Genomic DNA, 16,168 nt, shown 5'->3' on the forward strand with positions numbered 1-16,168 from the left:
AAGCTGAGCCATCGCAATCGCGAGCAAGCTCGCTCCCACAGGGGATGGCAGTGAACCTGGAGCCATCAGTCCACTAGGTGGGCCCTCGAATTACCAAAACCGCTGCTGCGTCAACCGACTCCACCAACTGAGCAACACCCGATCCACCGAACCGCTGGCCGCCATGCCGATGCGCTCTTGCAGGCTTTTGCGTTCGGCGTAGTGCAGGTGATAGAGCTCGGCGCCCTTGGCCCGTTCGGCCAGGTATTCATCGCTGGTCTTGAGCTCGTCCACCAGGCGTTTTTCCAGCGCGGCGACACCGAGCCAGACCTCACCGGTGGCCACTTCGTCGATCGCCAGTTGCGGGCGATAGTTGGACACGAAGTTCTTGAACAGCGCATGGGTAATGTCCAGTTCTTCCTGGAACTTCTCCCGGCCCTTCTCGGTGTTCTCGCCAAACACCGTCAGCGTTCGCTTGTACTCACCGGCCGTCAGGACTTCGAAATCGATGTCGTGCTTCTTCAGCAAGCGATTGACGTTGGGCAACTGGGCCACGACGCCGATGGAACCCAGGACGGCGAACGGAGCGCTGATGATTTTCTCGCCGATGCACGCCATCATGTAGCCGCCGCTGGCCGCCACCTTGTCGATGCACACCGTCAACGGCACGCCGGCCTGGCGGATCCGCGCCAGTTGCGACGAGGCCAGGCCGTAGCTGTGGACCATGCCGCCACCGCTTTCCAGGCGCAGGACCACTTCGTCCTTCGGGGTCGCCAGGGTCAGCAGCGCAGTGATTTCATGGCGCAGGCTTTCGGTGGCGGAGGCCTTGATGTCACCGTCGAAATCCAGCACGAACACCCGGGGCTTGGCCGCCGGCTTGTCTTTCTGTTTCTTCCCGGCTTTTTCAGCCTTGCCTTCGCGCTTGCGCAGGGCCTTGAGCTGGTCCTTGTCCAGCAATGTCTGCTCCAGGCGCTCGCGCAACCCTTTATAGAAATCGTTGAGCTTGCTGACCTGCAACTGCCCGGCCGACCTGCGCCGCCCCTTGCTGCGCAGCGCAGCAAAACTGGCCATGACCACCAGAATGGCGATCACCAGCGTCACCGTCTTGGCCAGGAAACCGGCGTACTCGACAAAAAACTCCACAGCGACTCCTTAAATGCAATGCGCCACTGAACGCAGGCGCGTAACGCTGCCAGCATACCCATGCGCTTGCCCCGCTGCCAGCCATGAAACCCGCCGTTACCGTAACGCGGCTGAGACAGGACGGCTGTAACGGTCATTTCAAACAAGCGTATGTTTTTTCATTGACAGGCCAACGCCATCCTCATAACCTCGCCAAACCTTCAACGTACCGGGATGACGCGGACGTGGGCAGCATTTATCTGATTCGACATGGCCAAGCCTCCTTCGGTGCGGACGACTACGATGTCCTTTCGCCCAATGGCATACGCCAGGCGCAAGTGCTCGGCAGCCACCTGGCGGAGCTGGGTGTCGTGTTCGATCGCTGCCTCTCGGGTGACCTGCGTCGCCAGCAGGACACCGCCACCGGCGCGCTGAGCCAGATGGCTGGCGCCGGCCTGCCGGTTCCCGAGCTGGAAATCGACGCTGCCTTCAACGAATTCGATGCTGACGCGGTGATCCGCGCCTTGCTGCCGGACATGCTGCCCCAGGAGCCCGAAGCCCTCGACATCTTGCGCAACGCTGCGCAGAACCGCGCCGAATTCCAACGCATCTTTGCGCTAATCGTCGAGCGCTGGCTCAGTGGCCGCTATGATCCGCCCGGGCTGGAAAGCTGGCTGGGCTTCGTCGAGCGGGTCCAGGCCGGCCTGCACCGGATCCTCGACAACGCCGACAAGTCCCACAAGATCGCCGTATTCACCTCCGGCGGAACCATCACCGCCCTGCTCCACCTGATTACCCAGATGCCCGCCAAACAGGCTTTCGAGCTGAACTGGCAGATCGTCAACACCTCGCTCAACCAGTTGAAATTCAGGGGCCGCGAGGTGGCCCTGGCTTCCTTCAACAGTCATGCCCACCTGCAACTGTTGAAGACCCCGGACCTCATCACCTTCCGCTGAGTCCGGATTACTGTAGACCCTTGCTGTACCACCCAAATAAGGATCGAAACCATGACCGCCGTAGCCGACGCCGTACAAGCCATGAAAGCCAAGTTCAACCCAGCCGCCGCTGCCGGCCTGGACCTGGTATTCGGTTTCCGTATCGATGAAACCAAAAATTTCTCGCTGATCGTCAAGGACAGCACCTGTGAACTGCAGGAAGGTGAAAACCCGGACGCCCAGGTGACCCTGGTGATGGACGGCGAAACCCTGCAAGGCATCGTCGACGGCAGCACCGACGGCATGCAAGCGTTCATGGGCGGCAAGCTGCGCGCTGAAGGCGACATGATGCTGGCCATGAAACTGTCCGAGCTGTTCCCGTCCTAAGATCGGGTCAGCCCTGGCTGTAACCCAATCCCGCCCTTGTGGCGGGATTTTTGTTTCTTCGCGAGCCGGCTCGCCCCCGGGAATCTGGATGGTATCGGATAGCTGGGCCAACTCTTACAATGCCCGCTCCACCCGCTTCGGCCTGAACATGGACATCGACCTCGCCCGCACCTTCCTGGAAATCGTCCGCCACGGCAGCCTCGCCGCTGCGGCGGAAAAGCTGCACGTCACCCAGACGGCGATCACCGCTCGGGTACAGAAGCTCGAAAGCCAGCTTGGCTGCGCACTGTTCGTGCGCAACCGGGCCGGCGCACGATTGACTGCCGATGGCGAAGCCTTCGTCGTCTACGCCAACCAGCTCGTGCAGACCTGGGAGGCCGCCCGCCGTGACTTGCCATTGCCCGAGGGCTATCGCAACGTCTTGCATCTCGGCGGCGAGGTCAGCTTGTGCAATCCCTTGATGCTCGCCTGGGCCGGCGAGCTGCGCCAGAAGATCCCCGGCCATGCCTTGCGCATGGACATCCGCGACGGTGAAAAACTGCTACAGCAATTGGAATTGGGGCTGCTGGATGCGGCCGTGGTGTATCAGCCCGAATATTGGCCGAGGCTGCAGGTCGAGCAGTTGCTGGAAGAAAAACTGATCCTGGTGCGCCTGGCCGCTTGCCCCGAACCCTACGTGTACATCGATTGGAGCGCCGACTTCCGCCGCCAGCACGACACGGCGCTGCCGGACAAGGCCAAGGCCGCCGTAACCTTCAATCTCGGGCCCCTGGCGCTGCAATACATCCTGGAGAACGGAGGCAGCGGCTATTTCCGCACGCGGGTCGTGCAGAGCTACCTGGACAGCGGCATTCTGGAGCGAGTGCCCAAGGCGCCGGAATTCAATTACCCGACCTACCTGGTGTATTCCAGGGACCGGGATTCGGCGGCGTTGCAGCAGGCGTTCGAGGTGTTGCGAGAGATCGTCAAGACCGGCAGCGATTGGTCCCAGCGCTGGGATCCGCTGGGTTGATGGATGGGGTGGGGCCGCTTCGCGGCCCAGCGGGAGCAAGCTCCCTCGCCACAAAAAGCGCTTAGCGGATTATCGTCATCGCTACTTTTGCATCAGCGCGGCGATCTGGTCCTTGATCTGCAGCCGCTCCTTCTTGAGCGTCTCCAGGGCCACGTCAGCAAGAACCACAGGTGGTTTCTCGGCCTTCACCACCTCGGCATCAAGCCTGGCGTATTGTTTGATCAGCGCGTCGAGACTCTCGTCCTCCCGGCGCCTTTTCAGGATGTCTTCTTCTGTGCACTTCAGATCCTGGCAAAGATCATGGGACACCGGCATGGAGCACCTCCTTCGTGAGTTCGGTGGCACGTGCTTTTCGGGGCACTGCCTGTCATCAGCATGGCCTTGCCGGTCGGGTTCTGTCGACCGCCAATCCGACCAGCGGTGACCGTTCGTCGTGCCACGACGCGCTTCGATCAAACCTTCCCCCGCGCTTTCCCCTCCATTGATCAGTACCCAGAGAAACACCTGTACAACCTGTGTGGAGACTTACCTATGGACAGATTTACCCTGCGTCAACTCGGCCTGGCTGTTGCCCTGAGTAGCAGCATGGGCATGGCATGGGCCGCGACCTCCAACGACTTCGTCGACAACGCGGCGGCCGGCGGTATTGCGGAAATCGAAACAGGCAAGCTGGCCCTGCAGAAAAGCCAATCGGCGGACATCAAGGAGTTCGCCAACAAGATGATTGCCGACCACACCAAGGCCAACGAAGAGCTGAAGGCGCTGGCGAAGAAACATGACATCGAGGTACCGGACGACACCACGTTGATGAAGAAAGCCAAGGCCAAGATTCTCGACGTGCGCGACGAGTCCTTCGATCCGGCCTATGCGAATAACCAGGTGATGGCTCACGAAGAAACCGTCGCCCTGTTCAAGAAAGAAGCCGAAACGGTTACTGACGACAAGAAACCTGGCAATACCGAGCTGAAAGCGTTTGCCCAGAAAATGCTGCCGGACTTGCAGCATCACCTGGAGATGGCCAAGAAGCTTCAAGCGGCCCACCCCAGTAAATAACGCCCTATCGAATAAGAAAGCCCGACTCTCGAGTCGGGCTTTTTGTTGATCAGCTGTCGGCAGTGTCGATATCGGCATCCGTCTTGTCACCCGGTCCAGGCCGATCCGGTTCCGGCTTGAAACCCGGGCTGTAGGTGTTGTCATTGTCCTGATGATGTTTCTTCTGATCGACCTCACGGGCAGCACTGTGAGCCTCGTGTGTCTCAGCCGAATTGGCAGGCTGGTTATTCGCCACTTGAGGATCGACAGCCGGATCGTTACGCGAGGACGGGGTTTGCGTCTGGCCTTGTTGCTGAGTATTTGCAGAGTCGCTCATTAGACACCTCGTTCATGACAAGGCCGAATAGTGATCGGCCCTGATTATTCGAAGGCCGGACGACGACTTGGGTTCCATTCTTTTGCCGCGTCGGGCTCATTCTTCCAGCACTGAGCTGACCATCCGCGCCAGCGCATCCGGGCTGTACGGTTTGCTCAACAGATGCGTATCGGGGCTCAACTGGTGGTTACGCGAAATGATGTCGCGAGTATGTCCCGACGTGAACAGGACCGGCACCGGCGGGGTCTGCACCTTGGCCCAGGCCGCCAGGTCAGAGCTCTTGATCAGGCCGGGCATGACCACATCGGTGAAGATCAGGTCCACCGAGACGCCGTCGAGCAACAACTTCATGGCCTCGTCGCCGTTGGCGGCGGTCAGGGTTCGATAACCGAACTGCTCCAGCAAATCCACCGACGCCGCGCGCACGTCATCGTTGTCCTCGACCACCAGGATCGTTTCCTCCAGGCCGGGCTGGAGCGTGCGAGGGTGCGCCTGTTCCGGGGATTCAGGCTTATGGCTGCGGGGGAAATACATATGCACTTGCGTGCCTTCCCCCGGGTGACTGGTAATCTCGATATGCCCGCCACTCTGCTTGACGAACCCGAACACCATGCTCAATCCGAGCCCGGTGCCCTGGCCATCGGTCTTGGTGGTAAAGAACGGTTCGAACACCTGGTTCAACACTTCAGGCGCCATGCCGGCGCCACGATCGATCACCGACAACCGTACGTAATCACCGGCCACGACACCCTTGCCGGCGCAGGACGATTCGTCCAGGGCAATATTTTCCCCGACCATGCTGATGACGCCTTCGCCGCCCATGGCATCGCGCGCATTGATCGCCAGATTCAGCAGGGCATTTTCCAACTGGTTGCGATCGACATGGATGCACCACGGCTCAGGGGGCAACGACACTTCGATCCGGATGGTTTCCCCCAGCGCCCGTTGCAGCAATTCGCCCAGGCCATCATAGATGCGTCGAGGGTTGTACACCGCCGGCGACAGCGGCTGGCGACGAGCGAAAGCCAGCAACTGCGATGACAGCTTGGCGCCCCGTTCCACGGCTTCGATGGACGCGCCGACCCGCCGTTGCACATTGGGATTGTCAGGCTCGTGGCGAGCCAGCAAATGCAGGTTGCCGGCAATCACTTGGAGCAGGTTGTTGAAGTCATGGGCGACGCCGCCAGTGAGCCCGCCGATGGCTTCGAGTTTCTGCGATTGGCGCAACTGTTCTTCAGCCGCCAAGCGCGCCTGGACCTCATTATCGACGCGCTGCTCCAGGTCGCGGGTGAACTTGAGCAGCGACGCTTCGGCGGTCTTGCGCTCGTTGATGTCGATCAGCACGCCGGGAAAACGCAGGGGCTTGCCCAATGCATCGAACTCGCATCGACCGCTGGCCAGCACCCAAAGGTAATCGCCCTCGCCACGACGCAAACGGTATTCAGCGGTGTAGGGAACGCCCGTGCGCAGGGTCAGGTCGACCCGTTGCTCGACGTCGTCGATGTCGTCGGGATGGATGCGCTGGCGAGCGATGTCGATGGGCAGTGCCTCCAGCGGGCACTCGGGCGGATAGCCAAAGGTACGGGCGAAACGCTCGTCGCCAGACAGCCGATCGGCCTCGATATCCCAGACAAACGACCCTAGCAACGGCCCCGCCGAAAGCGCCAACTGGATGCGCTCATTGACCGCGCGATAACTGCGCTCGGCCTCTTGCCGGGCCCGCTCGCTCAGCACCAGCTCGGTGGTTTCCACCACGATCGCCAACACGCCGGCCGGCGATTGGTCATCGTCGGGCACCGGGCTGTAGTAGAGGTCCATCCAGACGTCTTCGGGCTTGCCGTCGCGCAGCAGCACCAGTTCCTTGCTGCGGTAGGACAAGGTGCCGCCGGCGAGGCACACGTCCAATACATGGCGATTGAACTCGGCCACCTCCGGCCACCCCATCTCCACCGCACGCCCCAGCAGGTACGGATGGCGACCACCGGCAAATTCGGCGTAGGCGTCGTTGTAGATCATGAAGCCCTGGCGCCCCCACAACATGACCATTGGCAAGGGCGACGCCAGCATCACCTGGACCGCGCTGCGCAGGCTGGCGGACCAGTGGTCGATCGCACCCAGTTCGGTGCGACTCCAATCGTGCGCCCGGATGCGCCGAGCCATTTCTCCGTCCCAACCGGGACACCCGTTACTCTGGGATAAGAACTTCATGGGACGACTCTCACCTCAAACTACCAGCAGGGAATCGGCATACCACAAGTCCCTTGTGCTAGTGCTTCGAGCGCGAGGTTGGCAATTGGTTTCATGCAGACTGACGACGCCAACCCTTTGTGGCGAGGGGATTTATCCCCGCTGGGGTGCGAAGCGCCCCCAAACCAAGCACCGTAGAGGTGTCAGCTAGTTAGCTATACGTCTTAATGGGTCTGCTGCGCAGCCCAGCGGGGATAAATCCCCTCGCCACAGATTTCAACCACAGGTCTAGCGGAAATCCCGGCTGCGCACATGGATGCCCGCCAGCAACTCGCTCAAATCGCTCAGGCGCCCGGCGATGAGATGGCGGACTTCGCCGACACTCTCCCAGCGCCCATCCACCCTGAGCAATTGCGAGCCCACCAGGACCTTGCGCTGGCGTTCGGCCAAGTCGCGCCAGACCACCACGTTGAGGTTGCCGAATTCGTCTTCCAGGGTGACAAAGGTCACGCCGCTGGCCGTGCCCGGGCGCTGGCGGCCGGTGACCAGCCCGGCGACGCTGACGTTGCGGCCATGTTCGACAGCCTGCAATTCCCGCGAGCTGCGGCAGCGCCGGGCGCGCAATTCGGAGCGCAGCAACGCCAACGGATGAGGCCCCAAAGTGGTGCCCAGGGTGGCGTAGTCGGCAAACAGGTTTTCCCCCACCGTGGGTGTCGGCAAGGCTACGGTGGGCTCTTCCTGGCTGGGCAGGCCCGCGAACAAGCCCAGTTGTTTTTCCACTCCAGCGATTTCCCAGCGGGCGCGATGGCGATCGCCGGCCAGGCCGCGCAAGGCATCGGCGTCGGCCAATTGCTCCATGGCCCTGGCGTCGAGTCGCGCCCGCTCGCCCAGGTCGGCCACATCGCTGAAAGACCGCTGCCTGCGTGCCGCCTCGATACGCCGGGCATCGTCCTCGCGAAACCCCTTGATCAGGCGCAAGCCCATGCGAATCGCCGGTTGCCGGCCTTCCAGCGGTTCCAGGCTGCATTCCCAGTCGCTGGCCCGCACGTCCACCGGACGGATCTGCAACTGATGCCGGCGGGCGTCCTGGAGGATCTGGTCCGGGCTGTAGAAACCCATGGGCCAGCTGTTGATCAGGGCACAGGCGAACGCCGCCGGCTCGTGGCATTTGAGCCAACTGCTGGCGTAGGTCAGCAAGGCGAAACTGGCGGCGTGGGACTCAGGAAAGCCGTAATTGCCGAAGCCTTTGATCTGTTCGAAGATCTGCGCGGCGAATTCGGGCGTGTAACCGTTGTTCTTCATGCCTTCTGCCAGGCGCTCGCGATGTGGCTCAAGCCCGCCGTGACGTTTCCAGGCGGCCATGGAGCGACGCAATTGATCCGCTTCGCCAGGCGTGTAGTCCGCCGCGACAATGGCAATCTGCATCACCTGTTCCTGGAACAACGGAATCCCCAAAGTCCGGCCCAGCACTTCTTTCAATTCCGGCGATGGGTAAGTGATCTCCTCTTCCTCATTGCGCCGCCGCAGGTACGGATGCACCATCCCGCCCTGGATCGGGCCCGGCCGCACGATGGCCACTTCGATCACCAGGTCGTAGTAATCCTTGGGCTTGAGGCGGGGCAACATCGCCATCTGCGCACGGGATTCGATCTGGAACACGCCGATGGTGTCGGCGCGACTGATCATCTCGAATGTCGCGCGATCGTCCTTGGGCAACGACGCCAGGGTATGCCGCACGCCCCGGTAATGCGCGACCAGGTCGAAACAACGGCGGATCGCGCTGAGCATGCCCAGCGCCAGGATGTCCACCTTGAGCAGCCCGACCGCATCGAGGTCGTCCTTGTCCCACTGGATGATGGTGCGCTCGGCCATCGCGGCGTTTTCCACCGGCACCAGGGTGTCCAGGGGTTGCTGGGAAATCACGAAGCCGCCGGGGTGCTGGGACAGATGCCGGGGAAAACCGATCAGTTGCTGGGTCAGGCTCAACACCCGGCGCAGTACCGGGCTTTCGGGGTCGAAGCCGCCCTCGCGCAGACGCTCCAGCGGCGGTGCTTCATCGCTCCAGCGCCCGCAGCAATCGGCCAGTGCATTGACCTGGTCCGGCGGCAGGCCCAAGGCCTTGGCCACGTCACGCACCGCCCCGGCGCCGTGGTAGCTGCTGACCACCGCCGTCAATGCCGCGCGATGCCGGCCGTAGCGCTGGAACACGTACTGCAGGACTTCTTCGCGACGCTCGTGTTCGAAATCGACGTCGATGTCCGGCGGCTCATTGCGCTCGCGGGACAGGAAGCGTTCGAACAGCATGTCCGTCCGGGCCGGGTCGATTTCGGTGATGCCCAAGGCGTAGCACACCGCCGAATTGGCGGCCGAACCCCGGCCCTGGCAGAGAATGTGGCGGCCGCGGGCGAAGCTGACGATGTCTTGCACGGTGAGGAAATAACTGTCGTAGCCCAGCTCGGCAATCAGCGCCAACTCGCTTTCGATCTGCGCCCGCACCTTCTCCTTCACACCGCCCTTCCACCGCTCGCGCATGCCGCGCTCGGTCAGTTCCCGCAACCAGGACGTCGGATCATGACCCTCAGGCACCAGCTCGCGCGGGTATTCATAGCGCAGCTGGCCGAGGTCGAACGTGCAGCGCCGGGCGATTTCCACGGTTTCATCGAGCAAGGCTCGGGGATAGAGATCGGCCAGGGCCTCAAGGCTACGCAAATGGCGTTCGCCGTTGGGGTGCAGGCGCAGGCCGGCCTCGGCGACGGTGACGTGGTGGCGGATGGCGGTCATGGTGTCTTGCAAGGCGCGACGTCCCCGCACATGCATGTGCACATCCCCCGTGGCGACGGCCGGAAGGCCCAGGCGTTCGGCCAATGCGAGCAAGTCCGCCAGCCGCCGCCGATCGTCCTGCCCGCAATGCAACTGCACGGCCAGCCACAGGCGCGCGTTGAATACCTGTTGGAGCCAGCGCCCTTGCGCCTCGGGCTCCTTGCCATCGGGCACCCACAGCGCGAGTAGTCCTGGCAGCGGCTTGTCGAAGTCTTCCCGGACGATGCGATATCGGCCCTTCTCGCTACGGCGCCGGGCACGGGTGATCAGTCCGCACAAGGCTTGATAACCCTCAAGGTTTTCCACCAACAGCACCAGCTTCGGACCGTCCTCGACCTGGATTTCGCTGCCGACGATCAGTTGCAGCTCCAGCTCCCTGGCCGCCTGCCAGGCCCGGACGATGCCGGCCAGGGTGCATTCATCGGTGATCGCCAGGGCCCGATAGCCCTGCAGTTTGGCACGACGACAGAGTTCCAGGGCGCTGGAGGCACCGCGCTGGAAACTGAAGTTCGACAGGCAATGCAGCTCGGCGTATTCGATGTTCATGCGAACCAGCCTTGCAGCCACAACGGCCCGCCCTCGCCCACCGGTCGATAGGCCCAGCCGCGTTGGCCGGCGCGGGTTTCGATCAGGTAGTAGTCGCGGCGCACGTCGGCCCCATCCCACCAGCCGGACTCGATGCGCTCCGGGCCCATGAGGATTCGCGCCTGGCCTTCGGGCAAAACCTGGGGTTCGCCGAGCAGCCAGCCGGGACGCTGGATATCATCGCGCAGCGGACACATCTGTGGTTGCGGCTGGGGTTTCATCTGCCACGCGCATTCGGGTCGATGATCGTCGCCAAACCCCAACCCTTGCACGGCTTCGTCGCCGAGGCGCGCCCGCAACCGTTCGCGTAGCTGTTCCCAGGGCAAGGACTGCTGGGGACGTTCATCGAACAACTCCAGGCGCTGGGGCACGAAGCTCGGCAGGTCTTCGGCACACAAGCGAAAACCGCGCACGGGCGCCTCGACCTGCACCTGCTCGAGACGGCCACGGGCCAGCTCGAACAGCATCGAAGCATCCCGCTCGGCGCTGAGCAGGCCGACCTTGATGACCGTGTCTGGCAAGCCGGCGTGCTCCAGGTGCAAATCAAAACGCTGCACGCCGCTGTCACGCCCACACAAGTAAGCCGACAGATCACCGGTCAATCGGCGCAACGGAAACAGCAGTGCCTGGTGGGACTGCACGTCGTAATTGAGTTCGATGCGCACATCGAAACGGTCCGGCGGCAGGTAGAACGACAGCGCCAGGGTACGGCTGCCCACCAGCACGTCGAGGTGCTTGAGCATGTCGGCTTCGAAGCGCCGCGCCAAAGTGTGCCGGGGCAAGGCCTGGACTTGGCTGAGCTGGCGCAGGCCCATGCGCGACAAGGCCGTGGCAACCTCGGGCGCCAGGCCGACCCGGTCCACTGGCATGTGCCCCAGGTACGCTTGCAAGGTTTCGTTATCGGGTACCACCAGGGCGTCGTAGGCATTGGCCAGTGTCCGCGCCGCCACGGGGTTGGGGGCGGCGACGATGCGATGGCGAAAGCCCAGTTCAGTCAGTTCGGCCCGCAACCGCGCCTCGAACACTGGCCAGGGCCCGAACAGTCCCAGGCTCGATTCGATCTCGAACACCACCGTGCGCGGGTAATGCACGCTGACCTGGGAACTGAAGCGGTAGGCCCAGGCCGCGAGGAACTGTTGCCAATAGTTGATCTGCGTCGCGTCGTACTCGGTCGTGGCGAACCCTTTGCTCAAGGCCTGGGCGGCGGTCATGGTCTGGCCGGGGCGCAGGCCCAAGGCGCGGGCCGGTTCGTTGACCGCTTGCAGCACCCGCCGCTGGGCCGGGCCGGTCAGCAGCGCCAGGGGCTCGTCGGGATCGGGGCGCTGGCGCAGCGCGGCGTCCAGCGCCAATTGCGGGAATAAAATACAGACCCAGCGCATCGCAACCTCAATGCCCTGTGAGCGTGGGAAAAGCGATCGGCGCCGAACGGGCCAGTCCGCCGCGGGTCTTGAGCACCCGCAATTGCGCAGGCCGGGCATCGATGGCAATGCGCAAGGCAGCCGGGGACGGGTTGATGGCTTCCTGAATCGAGCGCCAGGCGAACGCCAGGGTCTGGCCGGTCTCCGCGGCGACCTGCAAACGGCGCAAGGCCCGGTCGTCCGCCTGGCGCGGCCAGCACAACACCGCGCCGCAACTGCCCGAACGCAGGCATTGCTCGGTGGCCCACAAGGCCTCCCGTGGATCGGCCTGGATGATCGACAACTGGCGCAAGTCCACCCCTGCATTTCGCCAGGCCTGGGGATAGGGCACGAACGGCGGCGCCACCAACACGATCCGCTCCCCCGCCGCGGACAACCGCGCCAGGGTCGGCCACACCAGTTGCAACTCACCCACGCCCGGCGCGCCGATGAGGATTTCCGTCAACGCCGCTTCCGGCCAACCGCCGCTGGGCAATGCCGCGTCCAGCATCGCATGGCCAGTAGGCTGCGGGCTGGCGGCCGGTGGCGCAGGCCGGCCCTTCCAGACCTGGCCGCCATTGAACAGCGTGTCCAACGCAACGACGGCGCCCATCAGCCTTGCCTCACCAGGCCACAGAACACACCTTCTATCGCCAGGTCCTGGTCGGCTTCGACGATGATTGGCTGATAGGCCGGGTTGCGGGGCAACAGGCGTACGCGCTCGCCGACTCGCTCGAAACGCTTGATGGTCACTTCACCGTCCAGGCGCGCCACGACGATCTGTCCGTTGGCGGCCTGGGGCGTGCGTTGTACGCCCACCAGATCGCCGTCGAGGATGCCGTCCTCGATCATCGAATCGCCTTGGACGCGCAGCAGGTAATCCGGCGCCTTGGTGAAAATCGCCGGGTCCAGCAACAGACGGCTGTGGACTTCGGCATCAGCCCCGATCGGCAGCCCGGCGGCCACCCGTCCCAGCACCGGCACGTCCAGCAACTCGGGACGCGGCGGCTGGTTCAACAGCCGAATGCCCCGGGCCTGGTGCGGATTGACCTCGATGAAGCCGGCTTCGGTCAACGCCAGCACATGCTTGCGCGCCACGCTGCGAGAGGCGAAACCAAACGCCTCGCTGATTTCAGCGAGGCTGGGAGACTGGCCCTGCTCGGCGATGCGTTCGCGGATGAAGGTCAGGATGGCGGTGCGGCGGGGAGTGAGAGTCGTCATGGAGTACATTTGTACTCTTCCATGGTTTTTCTGACAAGCGCCGCCAGTCAGTTCACGGGTTGACTGCGCAAAACCAAATTAACCGTGTTGAATGATTTTGGGGCTGCTGACGCAGCCCAGCGGGAGCAAGCTCCCTCGCCACGGGTTCACCGATTGCTCAAGTAACCAGCGTATCCCTGTGGGAGCGAGCTCGCGATGGCGGTGGGTCAGCTTGCAAAAAGGTTGAATGTACTGACGTCATCGCGAGCAAGCTCGCTCCCACAAGGGATGGGCACAAAGCTACAACCCCGCCAGGTATTCCCAGGGAAAAATCCCCCGCTCATGCCCATCACTGAAGACCAACTGCACCCCATAGCCCTGGCTATTGACCTCAACCACCCGAACCCGCGAATCCACCTGAACGGCCAATCCTTGCAGGCGAAACGCCCGACACCGCGAACAGGGGCATTGACGACGTAGTTCAGCATGCTCCAGCCGTTGCTCACGCCCATCAGGCCAACTCAGCCGCAACAGCCCCTTCTGTTGTGAATTACCAATCTCCAGCGGGCTCATTGCAATTGGCCCAAGGCAATCCGTACAGCCTTGCGTACCTCCGGATCGCCATCGTCCTGGGCGGCCTGCAACGCCGGGATGGCAGCAGGATCGTTCAACTCGCCCAACGCCAGGGCCGCCTCCTTGCGCAGGTTACTGATGCGATGAGCCAGGCTCTCGATCAAGGCCGCCAGTGCCGGGACGTAACGCATGCGACCCAAACTGCGGGTCGCCCGCAAACGCACTTGCCAATAATCATCTGCCAGGGCCTCGATCAGGGCCGGACCGGCATCGGCGTGGCCGACCTTGCCCAGCGTCGTGGCGGCTTCTTCGCGCACCGTCCAGGCCGGGTCCCGCAAGGCCTGGCGCAGCGCCGGCAAGACTTGAGCATCCGAGGCCAGGCCGAGGGCACCGGTGGCCGCACGGCGCACTTCGCTCTCCGGATCATCACTGGCCAGCCGCGCCAGGGCCGGCAAGGCGTCGAGGTGCTTGAGCCAGCCGAGCACGCCAACCGCCTCGCGACGCACGCCGGCATCGTGATCAGCCAGCGCGGCGACAGCGGCTGGCGCGGCATCACCCAGGCGCAACTCGCGCAACGCCCGGAACGCGGCGACGCGCACATCGGCATCAACATGAACCGTCCAAGGCAAGATCACCCGTCCTGCCGCCTCGCTCTTGAGCAGGCTCAGGCTTTGGGCCGCTGCGGCCTGCACGCTCGGGGATGGATCGGTCAGGGCCTCGCACAAGGCCGCGACCACCGGCGCGTCCTCCCAGGCTTCGAGCAATCGCGCGGCTTCGGCCCGCACCTCGGCGCTGGGGTCATGTGCCAAGCGATCCACCAGCCACAGCAGGCCTTCGGGCTCTTCGAGGTCGGCCAGTTCGATCAGCGCGATACGGCGCACGCCGGCGTCGTCGTCGGTCAGGCGCGGTTGCAGGGCAAGGATGTCGTCGTTGTCAGTGTTTTCAAATAGAGAGGTCATAGGGCAAATCGCGGCAAGGAGGTTTCAGGAGGCAGCCCAAGGGGATTGAGGCGTGGCAGTTGCTGGCCGTCTTCATGACGCAGCAGTTCGAGGCAGTGGCGTTTCAATCGGGCGAATTCAGGGTGGGTGACCAACTCGGTTGTTCGTGGGCGGGGGAAATCCAGGCGCAGGTCCTCGATGATTCGCCCCGGACGCGGGCTCATCACCAGCAAGCGATCGGCCAGGAACAGCGCCTCGTCGATATCGTGGGTGACGAACACCACGGTGGTGCGGATCCGCGTCCAGATGTCCAGCAGCAGTTCCTGCATGTTCAAGCGCGTCAGGGCGTCCAGCGCGCCGAAGGGCTCATCCATCAGCAACAGGCGCGGACGGTTGACCAGCACCCGGGCAATCTCCACCCGCTGCTGCATGCCGCCGGAGAGCTGATCGGGCCAGTGCCCGGCAAACCCCTCCAGGCCCACCAGGGCGAGGATTTCGTCGGCGGCCCGGTGTCGTTCGAGCTTGCCCAGGCCACGCATCTTCAGGCCGAAGGCGACGTTGTCGCGCACGCTGCGCCACGGAAACAAGGTGTGTTGCTGGAACACCATGCCGCGCTGGGGCGACGGGCCAACGACCGGCACCGCGTCCACCTTCAACGTGCCCGTGCTCGGTTGCAGGTGCCCGGCGAGGGCGCCGAGCAAGGTGGATTTGCCGCAACCGGACGGCCCCAGGATGCAGACGAACTGGCCCGCCTCGATCTGGCAATCGAGCCCCTGCACCGCTTCGAAGGCCTGGGCGCCCTGGCCCAGGACAATGGACAACTGGCGGATGTCGATCCGTCCTTCCAGCGTTTGCATCGCACTCATCAGGCTTTTCCTCGGGGTCGATGCCAAGGCGTGGACAGCCCGCCCAGGCGCTTGATCAACAAACTGCTACCCATGCCCAGCACGCCGATCAGCAACATGCCGACCACGATGTCCGGGTAGTTCTGCACGGTGTAGGACGCCCAGGTGTAGTAACCGATGCCGTACTGGCCAGCGATCATTTCCGCCGTCACCAGGCAAAACCAGGAGGTGCCCATGCCAATGGCGAGGCCGGTGATGATGCTCGGCGCGGCCCCCGGCAGAATCACTTCCAGCAGGATGGCCTGGCGTCCGGCGCCGAGGCTTTTCGCCGAGGCGATCAACCGCCGGTCCACCCCTTCGACGCCGTGCACGGTGTTGAGCAGGATCGGGAACAGCGCGCCGGTGAAGGTGATGAAGACCATCGACAACTCCGACGAGGGAAACATCAGGATCGCCAGCGGAATCCAGGCCACCGCCGGAATCGGCCGCAGCACTTCAAGCGGCGGCAGCAACAGATCTTCGGCCCAGCGTGACCGACCGATGGCCAGGCCCAGCGCCACGCCGATCAACAGCGCAGCGCCATACCCGGCGAAGACCCGGCCCAGGCTGCTGCCCAGATGCCGCACGAGATTGCCCGACTCGCCCAGGCCAAGTGCGGCCTGGACCACCGTCAGTGGGGTCGGGACGTTGGCGAAGGTCACCAGGCCAAGGTCCCAGTGGCCGGCGGCGGCGAGTTGCCAGAACAGCAGGCAGAGCAGCAAGGAAGCGGCTCGCAGGAGCCAGCGTTTGGATGATGGGTACACAAATCTTCCTCCGGAG

The 16,168-nt window shown here is 63.5% G+C and carries 16 protein-coding genes; 4 read left to right on the plus strand and 12 right to left on the minus strand.

All coding sequences use genetic code 11. The annotated features are described in order from the left end of the window. Positions 1–90 precede the first annotated feature (90 nt). Positions 91–1,122 (minus strand): protease SohB, encoded by a 1,032-nt coding sequence (gene sohB / locus Q7C33_RS23675; RefSeq protein WP_407684247.1) that lies wholly within the window; start codon positions 1,120–1,122, stop codon positions 91–93. Positions 1,123–1,346: 224 nt separating this feature from the next. Between sohB and Q7C33_RS23680 the strand changes: the two genes are divergently transcribed. From Q7C33_RS23680 to Q7C33_RS23690, 3 genes are all read left to right on the plus strand, one after another. Beyond that, entirely contained in the window at positions 1,347–2,057 is a 711-nt protein-coding gene (locus Q7C33_RS23680) for a histidine phosphatase family protein (RefSeq protein ID WP_407684248.1), read from the plus strand. 51 nt (positions 2,058–2,108) lie between these two features. Further along, the gene (locus tag Q7C33_RS23685) at positions 2,109–2,423 is read left to right on the plus strand and encodes an SCP2 sterol-binding domain-containing protein (RefSeq protein ID WP_407684249.1); all 315 of its coding nucleotides are present in this window, start codon (positions 2,109–2,111) and stop codon (positions 2,421–2,423) included. A gap of 148 nt (positions 2,424–2,571) precedes the next feature. Beyond that, positions 2,572–3,435 (plus strand): LysR family transcriptional regulator, encoded by an 864-nt coding sequence (locus tag Q7C33_RS23690; RefSeq protein ID WP_217861644.1) that lies wholly within the window; start codon positions 2,572–2,574, stop codon positions 3,433–3,435. Positions 3,436–3,516: 81 nt separating this feature from the next. Here Q7C33_RS23690 and Q7C33_RS23695 read toward each other — a convergent pair whose 3' ends face one another. Next, on the minus strand, positions 3,517–3,750 hold the full coding sequence (locus tag Q7C33_RS23695) for a YdcH family protein (RefSeq protein WP_407684250.1): 234 nt from the start codon (positions 3,748–3,750) through the stop codon (positions 3,517–3,519). A gap of 216 nt (positions 3,751–3,966) precedes the next feature. On the opposite strand from Q7C33_RS23695, the gene Q7C33_RS23700 reads away from it, so the two are divergent. Beyond that, positions 3,967–4,488, plus strand: a complete 522-nt coding sequence (locus Q7C33_RS23700) for a DUF4142 domain-containing protein (protein ID WP_030137960.1) — start codon at positions 3,967–3,969, stop codon at positions 4,486–4,488. Between the two features lie 49 nt (positions 4,489–4,537). On the opposite strand, the gene Q7C33_RS23705 is transcribed toward Q7C33_RS23700, so the two are convergent. The 10 genes from Q7C33_RS23705 to Q7C33_RS23750 form a co-directional block, all read right to left on the minus strand. Next, the gene (locus tag Q7C33_RS23705) at positions 4,538–4,804 is read right to left on the minus strand and encodes a hypothetical protein (protein ID WP_030137959.1); all 267 of its coding nucleotides are present in this window, start codon (positions 4,802–4,804) and stop codon (positions 4,538–4,540) included. Positions 4,805–4,900: 96 nt separating this feature from the next. Continuing rightward, positions 4,901–7,012 (minus strand): ATP-binding protein, encoded by a 2,112-nt coding sequence (locus Q7C33_RS23710; protein WP_407684251.1) that lies wholly within the window; start codon positions 7,010–7,012, stop codon positions 4,901–4,903. 267 nt (positions 7,013–7,279) lie between these two features. Further along, positions 7,280–10,378 (minus strand): error-prone DNA polymerase, encoded by a 3,099-nt coding sequence (locus Q7C33_RS23715; RefSeq protein WP_407684252.1) that lies wholly within the window; start codon positions 10,376–10,378, stop codon positions 7,280–7,282. Then, the gene (locus Q7C33_RS23720) at positions 10,354–11,775 is read right to left on the minus strand and encodes a Y-family DNA polymerase (protein WP_030137956.1); all 1,422 of its coding nucleotides are present in this window, start codon (positions 11,773–11,775) and stop codon (positions 10,354–10,356) included. The genes Q7C33_RS23715 and Q7C33_RS23720 overlap by 25 nt, the downstream gene beginning before the upstream one ends. A 7-nt stretch (positions 11,776–11,782) precedes the next feature. Beyond that, on the minus strand, positions 11,783–12,406 hold the full coding sequence (imuA, locus tag Q7C33_RS23725) for a translesion DNA synthesis-associated protein ImuA (RefSeq protein ID WP_030137955.1): 624 nt from the start codon (positions 12,404–12,406) through the stop codon (positions 11,783–11,785). Continuing rightward, positions 12,406–13,023, minus strand: a complete 618-nt coding sequence (lexA, locus tag Q7C33_RS23730) for a transcriptional repressor LexA (RefSeq protein WP_030137954.1) — start codon at positions 13,021–13,023, stop codon at positions 12,406–12,408. The genes imuA and lexA overlap by 1 nt, the downstream gene beginning before the upstream one ends. A gap of 270 nt (positions 13,024–13,293) precedes the next feature. After that, positions 13,294–13,566, minus strand: coding sequence for a DUF971 domain-containing protein (locus tag Q7C33_RS23735; RefSeq protein WP_407684253.1), 273 nt, complete (start codon positions 13,564–13,566; stop codon positions 13,294–13,296). Next, positions 13,563–14,525 (minus strand): HEAT repeat domain-containing protein, encoded by a 963-nt coding sequence (locus Q7C33_RS23740; protein WP_407684254.1) that lies wholly within the window; start codon positions 14,523–14,525, stop codon positions 13,563–13,565. Before Q7C33_RS23740 ends, Q7C33_RS23735 begins: the two co-directional genes overlap by 4 nt. Continuing rightward, entirely contained in the window at positions 14,522–15,370 is an 849-nt protein-coding gene (locus tag Q7C33_RS23745) for an ABC transporter ATP-binding protein (RefSeq protein WP_407684255.1), read from the minus strand. The genes Q7C33_RS23740 and Q7C33_RS23745 overlap by 4 nt, the downstream gene beginning before the upstream one ends. Beyond that, positions 15,370–16,152: an ABC transporter permease gene (locus Q7C33_RS23750; RefSeq protein WP_323155508.1), complete on the minus strand. Its 783-nt coding sequence runs from the start codon at positions 16,150–16,152 to the stop codon at positions 15,370–15,372. Before Q7C33_RS23750 ends, Q7C33_RS23745 begins: the two co-directional genes overlap by 1 nt. Between the last annotated feature and the right edge of the window lie 16 nt (positions 16,153–16,168).

It is taken from the genome of Pseudomonas sp. BP11-1-1 (genome assembly GCF_052112105.1).
In the GTDB taxonomy this organism is placed as follows: Bacteria; Pseudomonadota; Gammaproteobacteria; order Pseudomonadales; family Pseudomonadaceae; genus Aquipseudomonas; species Aquipseudomonas alvandae.